We start from the raw sequence: 12,404 nt of genomic DNA on the forward strand, positions 1-12,404 counted from the left end.
CTCACCGCCCCGCCGCCTGGTACAGGCTCTGCAGCCTGAGCTGCGCCGTTGACAGGGACTGGCCTCCCTCGACTTCAATGATGTCGAGCCATTGCCGGGTGCGCTGGTAGAGAAAGTCACGCTCGGATGGTGCGACCGGCGCCGCTGGAATCCGCTGCCGGATCTCGTTGCGAATCTCACGCAGTTGCTGAAGGGCCGCGCCCCGGTCAATGCCTGGCAGCGGCTCGCTGTAAAGATGGAAGCAACAGCGGCGCCAAAGTCGTTCCAGCCGCTGTTCCGGTGTGTTCAGAGACTCGACGCAACCCAACAATTCCTGCGGCTCGTACAGTGGCTGCAGCGGCAGGCTGGTCCGCTGCACCAGGTAGCCCAGGACCGACTTGGGCGAGATTTCGAGGTAATGCGTCACGCCCTGCCCCGCTAGATACTGCATGCTGCGCAGCCATTGCACCGGCGAAATCAAATGCTGGAGAATAGAGGTCTTCAATTCGGCCGCCGGCAACTTAACGGCGCTAACGTTACAGACGAGGCGGGAAAGTAGCCGGCTATCGTCGGGCTGGGGCAGGAAGTGCAATGCCTCCACAAGCTGTGCCTGGGCCGTCGCCATCAAGGGCGAATGGAAGGGACCGCCGATCTTCAGAGGATAAACCAGTCCGCCCAGGGCTTCGATGCGGGGGGCGAAACGGCGAATCTCGGACATTTCGCCCGATACCGTGACCTGATCGAAGGCGTCGATGGCGGACACATATACCTTCACTCCTTCGTCTTGCCGGGCCTGCTCTACCTGCCGTGCCACGAGTTCTGCAGGTACATGCAATACCCAGCACATTTCGCCTTGTTCGTAAGTACGGGCACAGGCTTCGACTGCTTCCGAACGCAGGTTGACCACCTTGGTGGTTGTCGCCAGATCCAGATAACCGGCGGCGCACAGCGCCGGAAACTGGCCAAGACTGTGCCCCATCACGAAGTCGGGCACCAGTCCACAGTAATCGCGCAGTATCCGAGCAATAGCCACCGTGGTCGCCGTCAAGGCCAGCTGGGCAATGCGCACCTGATTCAGGGCGTGGCGGCCCGCGCCGTAGATGACGTCATCGAGATCGACTCCGGACAGATCCGACACCTCTTCCAGGCAGGCCCGGTATTCGGGGTAAGTCCGGAACGCGGCAAACATGTCCGGCTGCTGGGCTCCCACGCCGGGAAACAGGAAAGCGGTTTTCGCAGAATCGATGTAGGCGCTCATACTGTAGCTCCATTGAGGATGAGATCGAGCTCAAACTGCGAGAGCTGACAAAGTGGGAAATCCGAAGGCAGCAGCGCCTGGCGTGCGAGCGGGTCGTCCATGCCTTGGCGCAAGGCGTTACCTAGAGACAGCAGCCTGACGTCCAGCCGGGACAGGTAGCGGCGAACCATATCGTCCCTGGCGCCTGCCACCGTTAGCAGCACGGTGACCCGCTCTTTGCCTTCCCAATGGCTATCGCCCACTTGCAGATCGAAGCTGGCGACGCCGGCGTCGGCTGGATGGCGATAACCGCCAGACAGGGCCGGATCCAGGCTGAAGTGGTGCCAGGCGGTCCGGCCGCCAAGGCCGAGTCCGATGTCATTGATGCAAAGCAGCGGCGCCACCCCGCCGTTCTCCAGGCCCAGGCGGCTGCCCCAGTCATGCCTTGTGGCGTTGCGAGCGGTCTTTAGCAGACGCAAAAAATCCACTCCGGCCCCGGGAACCACGGGCACCAGCTCGAAGCCGGTAAACCAGCCGACGGCCTGATCCAACATGCCTCGCCAGCCGGCCGGCACCCCGGCTTCAGCAAACGGACGACCGGGGTTTTCAAACAATACGAGCGGCTGCGGCGGCAACATTCCGTCCTCGCGCGCCAGGTCCAGCATGGCAGCTGCGATCAACTCGGCACGGTCAGCCTTGAGGCGTTGCGTCAGCCATTGCAGGTCCGCCGCGCTCGCCGTCAGGGCCAGGCTGGCCGTCGCCCCGGTGGGCAGCGGCTCGGCCGCGGCTGGCGGCACGGATGCCGGCACCACCCCAAGCTCATGCAGCCATTTCCCCCATAGAAAAACGCCGTGCTCGGCACGGGCCGCCGCCAGCGGCGTCTGGCCAAGCGCCTGGTCCAGTTCATCGAGCAGGTAGATCCAGGAATGCACATCGCATAACAGGTGATGGCAGACCCAGAGCAGATGGCGGCTATCGGCGCCGGCCACGGTCACGATCTCGTGAACGCTGGGCCGCTCGCCCAGGCTGACTTCGGCCTGCAGGTTTTGCAACCGGCTTTCGAGCCGCCCGTCTTGCGGCAGCGCGTGCACACGCGAGGCTTGCGCGGTCGCGGGCGCCAAGCGCCAGGCGCCGCTGACAGGATCGACTCGCAGCGAGAATACGCCATGCCTGGCCTTGACGGCTTCGACGGCGGCGTGGATGCGCTCGGCCGACAGGGATGCCGGCAAGGTCAGTACGATACCTTGCTGCAACCGGTCGCCGTGTTCGAATCTTTGCTGATGGAACCAGCGCGCGGCCGGCAGATGGCTGATCCAGCCGGCGTCGACGGCCTGCTCTGCTGCCTCGCTCGCGCCAGTCCTGGTCTGGGCGGCGGCGCACGCGGCTTCCAGCACGGCGCCCAACGCACGGCTGGTGAGCAGTTCGGCCGCGCCAATCCTGACACCGTGCCGGGCCAGCAATCCGGCCAACCGGATTGCCTTGATCGAATCGCCTCCCTGCTCCAGAAAAGAGCCATGCCAGTTCACCACCTGGGGCCAGATCGGCCGCAGAAAGGCCTCATCGAGCCATTCGGGCATCTGGTAGGTCCCGTGGCGGGTCGAGACCGAACCTGCGCCGCTGCCGAGTGCGTCGGTAGCTGCCATCTGCGATGCCACGGCGGCGGCCAGCGCCGCCGAATCGACCTTGCCGTTGGCGTTGACGGGCCAAGGCTTCACTGGGCAATAGCGGCTCGGCCGCCAAGCCTCGGGCAACTCGGCGCTCAAGTGGGCCTGGAAGTGAGGGTGGTGCTCCGGTAACGGCTCGCTGCTGCACAGGACAATGGCATCCTCGCCTGCCACCGTCAGTTTCAGCGCCTTCAATTCCCAGCGCTGGGACACGCCGCCGCAGCGAGCCAGCGCGCCTTCGACCGCCTTCTCGATTTCGGCTGGATGAATCCGGTGGCCTCGCAGCTTGAATTCGTCGTCAACGCGGCCAAGACAGTGGAACTGGCCCTGTTCGTCCTGCACGCCCAAGTCGCCGGTGCGATACCAGCGCCCGCGCCCATCAGGTCCCGCCACGAATTTGGCCGCTGTCTGGGCCGCATTGCCGACATAACCGTCCGCCAGCACCGGGCCGCCAATCCATATCTCTCCCTTGAACCCCAAGGGGACCAGTTCTCCCCAACTATCACGGATCGACATGTAGGCGGCGCCCAGCGCCTCGCCGATCGGCGTAATCGTTCCGGCTGGCGTACGCTCTTCGTTCGGCCGGTTGACGGTATAGATGCAACACCCGACCGTGGTTTCGGTCGGTCCGTATTCATTGATCACCCGGCTACCCGGCGGGAAGAAGGACAGCGCTTTGTTCACCAGCGCGGCAGAGAGGTTTTCCCCACCGACCACGAAGGTCAGCGGGTTGCGCCTGGGCTGGCCATGCTCGGTCAGCAGCGACAGATGCGAGGGCGTGCACTTGACCGCCGTCAGCGCTTCATCGGTTAGCAGCGCCCGCAGCATTCCGGGCTCGTCTCGGAGGTCCTGATCCCAAACCTGGATGAAGCCACCCGACAACACTGGCACGAGAATGCTGGTCTGGGTCAGGTCGAAGCCGAAGGATGTAAACAGGGGCGTGCTGAAAGGGCCGTCCCCGGCATAGGCAGCCGTTGCCGCCAGCGCGTAGTGGGCGAGCGCGACCGGTGAAATCGCTACGCCCTTGGGTTCCCCGGTCGAGCCGGATGTGTAAAGAATATAGGCCGGCCGTCCCGTGTCCGCCACTGCGGGCGCGGGAGCTGCCTGGAGCTGGAACATCGCTCGATCGAGCGCTACTTGCAGAAGTGGCAGTCCGAACGACTCGGCTAGTTGCCGGTCAGTGGAGGAGAAAATGCACAACCCAGCGCCGGAATTGCGAACGATTGTCTGCAGCCGGGCGGCGGGCGTGGTCGGACACACCGGCACGACGATCACGTTGTCGATCAAGCAGGCCAGATAGGCCAGCGTGGTTTCGGGCAATCGCCGGCCCAGAATCAGGACCGGCGCATTGGGGCCGGCCTGTCTACTGTAGCGCCGCAGTTGCTCGCCAAAATGGCCAATCCAGTTCCAGCCCTCACGATAGGTCACACTACTGGCCGATTGAGCGTACTTGAACATGCAGTGATCGGCATAGCGTTCGAAGGCGGCTTGCAGATGGACGCCAATCGGCTCAACCAAGCTGGCGGCCTGCGCCTCTGCCATACCGTTCGGCTCTTCCAGTATCTCGGCCGCCACCGCCATGGCATGATTGACTACCGCTGCAAGAAAGGCTTCGCACTGTGCAGCCGACCACTGCTGCCGAAAATCGGCTTCGAGACGGAAACGCCCGCCATCGAAGCGGTCGTGGATGTGGATAGTGGCGAACAAAGCCTCGACAGCCTGCAGATGGTCGATATCCACCTCGGCGCCAGAAACGGTTTCCCGAAAAACGCCGGTCTGGTAGGACACCCCGAATGCGGGCACCGCCTTTCTCCAGGCTGGCGAAGCGAATTCGCTCCAGCGGGCGCCGGGCGCAAAGCGCGAATGCACAACAGCCTTTTGCAATGCTTGCTTGAGTGTTCGATAACACTCTGTCGCCGACTCGCCGGCAGCGCGCGACACGGGCACCAGCACGGGGGCGACCCCCATCGCCACGGCCTGCTTCTCGTCGTCGCTCCACCGGTTGAGCATGGGCGCTTGCAGCAGGGCGCCATCGCTGTCTTCCACCACCATCTGGGCGTACGCGACCGCGGCAAAGAAGAGCCGGAATACCGAGCCGCCAACCTGTTTAAAGCGGTGCAAGGTATCGTTTTGGACATCGCTCAACGCGAACCGGATGCGCATCGAGCGGGCGGATCGCGCACGGTAGTCGCCAATAGGGGCCCTGGCGCGCAGCGATGGCCCGGCGGCCTGCGCCACGTCGCCGAACAACTGGCGCCAGTATTGGGCGTCACGCCGGAAACGATCCGAGCCTTCGTAGTCGCGCTCGCCACAAGCAAGAAGGGTGAATGCTGGCGAGGCCGCACAACGGCCCGATTCCAGCGCGCTGGACAGGTGCTCCATCACCAACGCCAGCGCTGCGCCATCTGCCGCCGCGTGATGGGCCTTCACAAACCAGCCGGCCTGTTCGCCGTTAAAACGCACGACAAAGATGCGTATCGGGGCCAGTTCCAGATCTTCTTCCAGCAACAGCTGGCGCTCGGCCCAGCCAGAAAACGCCTGCTCCGGATCGGCGTGACAGCTGAAGTCCACATGTTCAATCTGGCTGTGCGGCCGGTCTTGACGGATGCCATGCCATGCGCCTACGGCGTCGACGATAAAGCCGATGCGGAAAACATCGTGACTGTCGCGCACGACCGCAACTGCCTGCGCAAGCTGCTCCAGCGTTACTGCGCCACGCAGGCGGGCAACGCCACCAAGATAGAAGTGATGACCCGACAGCTGGAACGCTTCCATCGTGAAGACGGCCTGCTGGGACCGCGACAGCTCAAACCTCTGCTTATCCATCGGTCACGCCACCATCTCGGAAAAGAACTGCGCCCGCATGGTCGCGGCGATGGTCTTGCGGTCGAGCTTGCCTGAGCTGCTTCTTGGTAGCTGCCCGGTTTGCCAGTAGCGCGCCGGCAGCATATAGACCGGCATTTGGGCTGCCAGGTACTGCCGCAGCGCCTGCGGATCGAGTGGCGCGCTACCCACGATGGCCGCAACCAGCCACTGCTCGGCCGCGTCGTCCTCGACCACACAGGCTACCGCTTCGGTAACGGCCGGGTGGCTAAGTAGATGATGCTCGATCTCGCCCAGCTCAATGCGCAGCCCGCGCAGCTTCACTTGCGTATCCTTGCGGCCTTGGCAGAAGAACCCGCGCCCCTCCTGGTACCAGCCCAGATCACCCGTCAAATAGATGCGCTCGCCAAGTTGGGGATGAACGATGAATGCCTCGCCAGTGAGGTCGGGCCGGTTGTAGTAGCCTTCGGCTAGACAGATCCCGCCGATGGCGATCTCGCCGATCGCGCCCTCGTCTTTCAGCGTGCGGGTCTCGGGATCGACGATATACAGATCGCAACCGGTCAGCGGTTGACCGATAGGAATAGCTGCTGGCGCTGGCTCGAGGCAGTCGTAGTAGCTGACGTCGATGGCCGCTTCAGTCGGGCCGTATAGATTCGTCAGTAGGCACCGCATGCCGAATTGCTGCTGGAACTGCTGCACCAGGCTGGCCGACAGGGACTCGCCGCTGACATAAACCTTGCGCAAGGCTGCCAGGGAGGATGACGGGATACTGTGCAGTTCCTGCAATACCGGTTTGAGCAGGCTGGGCACGAAGTGAACTAGGGTGATTCCTTCACTCTCCAGAGCAGCCGCAACGGCTTTCGGAAAGGACTCAAACCGCGGCTGCAGGAGGTAGTGGCTACCGCCGTTGAGCGTCGGCAGAAAAAGCTCCCACAGCGACACATCGAATGTCAGCGCCGTTCTCTGCAAGATGATGTCAACCGCGGTCATTGCACTATGGGCCTGGTGCCAGGCTAGCCGGTTGATGAAGGCGCCGTGGTTGACCAACACACCCTTAGGAGCTCCCGTGCTGCCAGAAGTAAAAATCAGATAGGCTGGATCGGCTGCTACAACCGGGGGCAGCGACTCAGCCGTGGCGCCATCGGAATGCAAACGCTCGATCTCGTGGAGCTGTTCCTGCAAAATCAATTCAAGGCCCATCCCCGCCTTCAGCAGCGTGCCTGTCTGTGCTTCGCTACAGAAAGCAAGACGGCAGCGTGCCGTTGTCAGCATTGAAGCCAGGCGAGCCACCGGCGTTTTCGCATCGACCGGAAAATAGACACCTCCAGCCAGCAACACGGCATAAGCGGCAACGAGGAACTCCGGGCTGCGCTCCATGCAAATAGCGACACATTCTCCAGGGCTGATATCACGCTCATGCACCAGGTACTGGGCAAGATGTCGGGCTTTGGTATATAGCGCCTGCCACGACAGGATATTCCCCTTGCCCCAACGTATCGCAGGATTTGGGTTGTCTTTAGCCGTGCGTTCGAAATATTCGGTAATGATGGGTGAGCTGATTCTCATGACGTTACAGTCCTCTTCGTTCAAGCTTTATTGTTCCCCGCAGTGGCGCCGCATTTGGCATTGCGAGAAAACGGCAGGCAAGCCTCCGCCCTGGCACGACATCGCGCCAAGTCGACGCCCCTCGAAAGGACCGTGTCCTACCGGCGATTACCTACGTACGCAGCAGTCTGGGAGCGTATTTAGCGTCTCAGGCGTCGCCACGTCCGGCATGGCGATGACATCCACGCCCAGCACTAACAGCGCGACCGGGCGGGAGGTGCGCTCCAAGATGTGGGGAATGATTGGAAAAAACACTGTTGAAATGATGATTCCGGTGCTGCATTAGTAGCGCTCACATACGGCTCGACCGATCAGCATTTTCTGCAGTTCGTTGCTGCCTTCTACCACTTGCAGAATCTTTGCATCCCGATACAACCGGCTGACACCATTCGCCTCGTCGCAGCCATGTCCGCCGTGGATCTGCACGGCCTTTGCTGCCGCATCCCCAGCATGCTGGGAAGCAAACAACTTAGCCTGGAGGATCTGTTCTAGAGCATCTTCTTCCTTGCTTTCCTTAGCCATAGTTGCTGACAGACAAACCAGCTGCGATGCCAGCAAATTCCCGGACATCTCGGCAAGATAGGCACGAACTATTCCCTGATCTGCCAGCAAGGTGCCAAAAGTCGAACGGGAATTTGCTCTGCGGGCTGATGCTGCAAGGGCCGCCTGCTGGATGCCGAGCGCAGCCCAGGCTACGCTAATGCGACCATAGTCCAGTGCGCCGGTCGACACCAGGCTTTGTCCAAATCCGGGCTTAGCGACGATGTTCGCCTTGGGGATACGACAATCGGCAAAGTCGAGCACCCCAAGGTAGGCGCTCTTAAAGCCAAGCATATTCTTCTTGGGCGTGATGGTGAAACCCGGTATATCCCTTGGGATCAGCACGGCGGTATCCAGACCTTGCAACTTGCCGAACACCAAAAACAAGTCAGCAATCTGCGCGAAAGTGATCCATGTTTTTTGCCCCGTGACACTTAGTTCATCGCCATGTTCTTCAAACCTGGTCGACAGGTTCTTCGAGTCTCCTCCAGCAGACACTTCGGTCTGCGCAAAGGCACCGATGATGTCTCCACATACCAGTGGAGCCAGAAAACGCTGCTTCTGATCGGGAGTGCCCCAGTCCTCAATGGTTTTCAACACCATTGAATGAACATTGAGCAGGCCGGTCAATGATCCACTGCCGGCGCCGATCGCCAAATTCAAAAGGCCGAAGGTCGTGGCATCAAAACCTAGGCCGCCACTCTCTTGGTTTGCCAGCCCACCTAGCCAGCCACTATGGGCCAGCTTGCGTACAATCGGAAGCGGCGTGGCCTCCTGCAGGTCCCATTCATCGGCATATGGAGTGACCTCGGTGGTGGCAAATTGCTCAAACGCCTGGAAGCGCTCGTTTTGTAAGGGGGACAGAAAACGATTAAGCACTTACAGCGACCTTCCTATCCAGAAAGTCACATACGGCCTGAATGCTATTGAAGTTGGCCCGATCCAGATCGTCGAGCCCGACCTTGATCTTGAAGTTCTTCTCAAGAAAGGCGATCAGCTGGATAGTCGCCAGAGAATTGACCAGACCGGTCTCAAAAATATCAACTGTCTCATTTAGATTTTGCTGGCCAGCAGCCTTGCATAGATATTCAGACACCAATGTCTTACGAGCAAACACGTCCATAGTTGCTTAATACTTTCTATTGTGGTCTTTAAAGTGATCTGTTGCATAGCGCAAGGTTGGATCGAACTGTCCTTGTGCAGAACGGACTCCAAGCACACGCCACCATCTTAGGCATGCCCAATTTCACGAAGGGATTCGAAATTGCGCAGCGCATATACTCCGCTAGCCTGCACCGATAATAGTCACTCCAGCCGCTTGAGCGATCACTGGCTTGTCACGGCGCCGCCAACGACGTAGCATCCCGCTGTAGGGTGCGGCATATCCGACAACTTTCGCAATCTCTATGTATTCGATCATAATTCGCCGGTGCAAAAGCCTGAGGAAAGCATAGGACTCTCGCAAGCCTGTACTTAATTTAGAATTAAGATTGAATTTAAAGCTAGTATATCATAATGCAAACGTGGCAGCAAGTTCCCTCAATCCTCAATCGAGGAAAATTTGTGAAAAATTCGAAGTAAAAGTGTGAACAAATTTTGCTTGCAAAGGTGGCATTGTTGGCGCCGACCGAATATTGACCCACTGCACATGGCGGTTCAACAGCGGCGACCGGAGGCAGAATTGATCGTTCATTCAGACCGCGGCAGCCAGTACGCCAGCGCCCAGTACCAAGCGAAATTGGCCAGCCACGGTTTCGTCTGCAGCATGAGCCGCAAAGGGAACTGCTGGGACAACGCCGTGGCCGAACGCTTCTTTCTGAACCTCAAGATGGAGCGCGTGTGGCAGCGGTCGTACGCCAACCACGCCGAGGCCAAGATCGATATCGCCGCCTACATCGTTGGCCTCTATAACAGCGAACGTCTGCACACAGTTCTGGGCAATCTGCCGCCCTCCGTCTACGAACGGAACATGGCAGCAGTAAAACCTATCGTAGTGTCCGAATTTACTTGACCACCACACTTTGCCATCAAGCTGCCGGTACTTCATACGCCATAGCTTGGAGCCGCCGGGCATGACTTCAAGGTACAGCCCGCCGCCGTCGAACAGCTTCAGTGACTTCTCCCCCGGCTTGGCGTTTCGGATAGCCAGGTCAGTCAAAGGGGAAATTTGCTTAGCCATGATCGGGGGGGCATGAATTTTTGGGGGCATGGGCGTTTGGGGGCACGGAATCTGCCCCCAAACATGCCCCCAAATGGAGAAGACATAGTTGGACAAAGCTGGAGCTTAAAAACAAAAAACCCGGAGCCTCAGGATAGAGACTACGGGTTTTTTGACAGTCCAGGATGAGCTTGGACAGGATTCTGGCGACGGTGGGAGTCAAACAGCCCTGCGTAACCCGCATGAGTACTGGGTTTCACGAAATCTAAAGCTGAGCATGGATCCAAACATGGATCCAAAAAAACCAGACGGTCGCGCCGTAGACTAGAACCCTGCCATTCTCTGGCCAAGTCGTTCGGCCGGTCAACCCGAACCCCGACTATGGCGGAGCGAGCGACATCCTGTCCAGAGATCTACCAACGCTAGTCTACCAAATTCGTCTACAGAAACATTCACTGACGAGCTTGCACTCAATGCTCGATCAGTCCACTGGACGATTCCACCTTACGAAGCAGCTATGAACATCGCCAACGCATGCGCAGTTGACCGGTTACGCCCCATTGCGGTCATCCAGGGCCTGCGCCTTCGCCAACGGTCGGCCCACTTATGGCTCTGCAACCAGCATAATCTGGGGCTCGGCACGGAGGATGGCGCCCAAATCAGAGTTGAGCTTATCGACCTGAGCAGATGTATCCAAATTTTGAAAGATCCGGCGCCAAAATGGAATTTCTGCCACCGCGAAGCAATGCCAGATAACATCATCCATATCTGGCGGTGGGCGCCGCTGATCCTCCAAGTGGTATATGTTACCGCACCCACCCACAGTGAAAACGGGCTGCGCGAACACATCAGGCAACGCCCCCAGTCCTCTGCAATGACAGGTTCTACATTATAGCCGCGCTGCTCAAGTTGCTCCTCGAGCCACACTGCGAGTTGGCGGCCGTAAATGCGAGGATTGATTTCATCATCTTCGCCGGGCTCAATTTCGAACCTTGTTGACTTGAACCAAAAACCATCCATCTTGACCCACCTTACAGCTCAGTGATTACTCAGCGCTCCCGCTGACGAATGGCAGCTCCTGGCCGACTGCGGCCAATCTCGTGATGCGAATTAGCACAATTATAATCGCTGCGATTTGAAAACGGCCGGGAATCCTCGACGCGTCCCGCGACACGCTGGGGACGCCTAGCCCAATGAAGACTGCGCATGGGCTTTGACATTGTGCTGCTCACGGCAATGTTCAGCCCGCGTCAAGTTTAGATGAGGCATGCATCGACGCGGCCTCAGCATGCCCTCCTTTCCCTTGCTCGCTGAGCCATCGCGATTGACTGTGGCAATGGTATCGGTAGCGACACCGATCGGAATCAACCGGCCGCGTTAGCCAGGATGCCAATGGATACACCGCCAGCGCTACTCGTTAACTTGCGCGGGGTGCCCCCCGTTTGCATGGCCGGAGACTTCGCGGACGTCACCTGAATTATCAGTGATGCTGTCAACAGTCAACAACTGACGCCTTTAGTTCCACCATTTAACCGTAACGTAACGCATAACGTATCGTAACAATCATAACGTAACGCTTTTTTCATAACGGTCCCGAGCATGAGTTAAAGGCCACGGCTGCGTTTTGGCATGCCTGACCAGGGCCAATAGCGCCTGAGCGCCGATATGTTGAACCATAACGTAATGAACATAACGGAGGTCGAATGCGACGCGAAGCCAAGATCACCTATGAACAAGTGGCAGCAGCAGCTGTCGCGATTTGTGCCGCTAACATCAGGCCATCGTCACGCGGGATACGTGAACGACTTGGGAACACGGGCAGTATGGGCACGGTCAACCGACTGCTCCAGGAATGGAAGGCGACGCAAGAGCGTCACTTGGTGCAGCCTCTGACACTGCCGCCAGTTCTGAAACGGGCCTCAGGAGCTTCGAGACGGCAAAAAAGGCAGGGAACACCTGCTCGCCTGAAGGTCCTGTTAGCGTGAATAGCCACTTGGCCTTCAGGGCATGGTGCAAGCCTTGCGTTGTCATCTTCAGGAGAGCGACCAGCTTCGCAGTCGGAACATGCAGTCCGTCGGCGACTGTTACGCGCGCCCCTTCATTGCGCCGGCGTCATGCGCACGTGCGTGGCCTTTTGGCGCAGCGCCGCGTATTCGCTGGCCGATACGCGCACGCCTATGGTCGCGCTGTGGGGCGGCCGCCGGCAGATTTGCGCGTAGGTTTATCGAGCGGCATGGCGCGGACGCGGACATTGTTGGGGTTTGGGTTTTAACGAGCGGAGCGAGGATGCCCCGCAGGGCAAGCAGTTTTCGCGAAGCGAAAACATGGCTTGCTCCTAACCGGCTGAGCAGCGTGTTCCACTGCAAATAGTTTGCACCGACGCACTATAAGCAGT

General features: G+C 59.4%; 7 protein-coding genes and 2 pseudogenes. 3 read left to right on the forward strand and 6 right to left on the reverse strand.

The annotated features are described in order from the left end of the window. Position 1: 1 nt before the first annotated feature. From RBA40_RS30545 to RBA40_RS30565, 5 genes are all read right to left on the reverse strand, one after another. Entirely contained in the window at positions 2-1,237 is a 1,236-nt protein-coding gene (locus tag RBA40_RS30545; RefSeq protein ID WP_306652407.1) for an ACP S-malonyltransferase, read from the reverse strand. Continuing rightward, positions 1,234-5,706: an AMP-binding protein gene (locus tag RBA40_RS30550; RefSeq protein WP_306652408.1), complete on the reverse strand. Its 4,473-nt coding sequence runs from the start codon at positions 5,704-5,706 to the stop codon at positions 1,234-1,236. The genes RBA40_RS30545 and RBA40_RS30550 overlap by 4 nt, the downstream gene beginning before the upstream one ends. 3 nt (positions 5,707-5,709) lie before the next feature. After that, positions 5,710-7,272: an amino acid adenylation domain-containing protein gene (locus tag RBA40_RS30555; protein ID WP_099877089.1), complete on the reverse strand. Its 1,563-nt coding sequence runs from the start codon at positions 7,270-7,272 to the stop codon at positions 5,710-5,712. Between the two features lie 321 nt (positions 7,273-7,593). Further along, positions 7,594-8,730, reverse strand: a complete 1,137-nt coding sequence (locus RBA40_RS30560) for an acyl-CoA dehydrogenase family protein (protein ID WP_306652411.1) — start codon at positions 8,728-8,730, stop codon at positions 7,594-7,596. Continuing rightward, positions 8,723-8,974 carry a phosphopantetheine-binding protein gene (locus RBA40_RS30565; protein ID WP_306652412.1) on the reverse strand — a complete coding sequence of 84 codons (252 nt, stop codon included), beginning with the start codon at positions 8,972-8,974 and terminating at the stop codon, positions 8,723-8,725. The genes RBA40_RS30560 and RBA40_RS30565 overlap by 8 nt, the downstream gene beginning before the upstream one ends. 513 nt (positions 8,975-9,487) lie before the next feature. Here RBA40_RS30565 and RBA40_RS30570 point away from each other — a divergent pair. Next, positions 9,488-9,862: pseudogene (locus RBA40_RS30570) on the forward strand (integrase core domain-containing protein); the annotation flags it as partial. Between the two features lie 9 nt (positions 9,863-9,871). Here RBA40_RS30570 and RBA40_RS30575 read toward each other — a convergent pair. Further along, positions 9,872-10,030, reverse strand: a pseudogene (locus RBA40_RS30575) (Arm DNA-binding domain-containing protein); the annotation flags it as partial. A 496-nt stretch (positions 10,031-10,526) separates the two neighbouring features. Here RBA40_RS30575 and RBA40_RS30580 point away from each other — a divergent pair. Further along, the gene (locus RBA40_RS30580) at positions 10,527-10,904 is read left to right on the forward strand and encodes a hypothetical protein (RefSeq protein ID WP_306652414.1); all 378 of its coding nucleotides are present in this window, start codon (positions 10,527-10,529) and stop codon (positions 10,902-10,904) included. A gap of 808 nt (positions 10,905-11,712) precedes the next feature. Continuing rightward, positions 11,713-11,994 (forward strand): DNA-binding protein, encoded by a 282-nt coding sequence (locus RBA40_RS33645; RefSeq protein WP_374710567.1) that lies wholly within the window; start codon positions 11,713-11,715, stop codon positions 11,992-11,994. Positions 11,995-12,404: the final 410 nt, after the last annotated feature.

The sequence above is a fragment of the Massilia pseudoviolaceinigra genome (assembly GCF_030846505.1).
Taxonomy (GTDB): Bacteria; Pseudomonadota; Gammaproteobacteria; order Burkholderiales; family Burkholderiaceae_D; genus Telluria_A; species Telluria_A violaceinigra.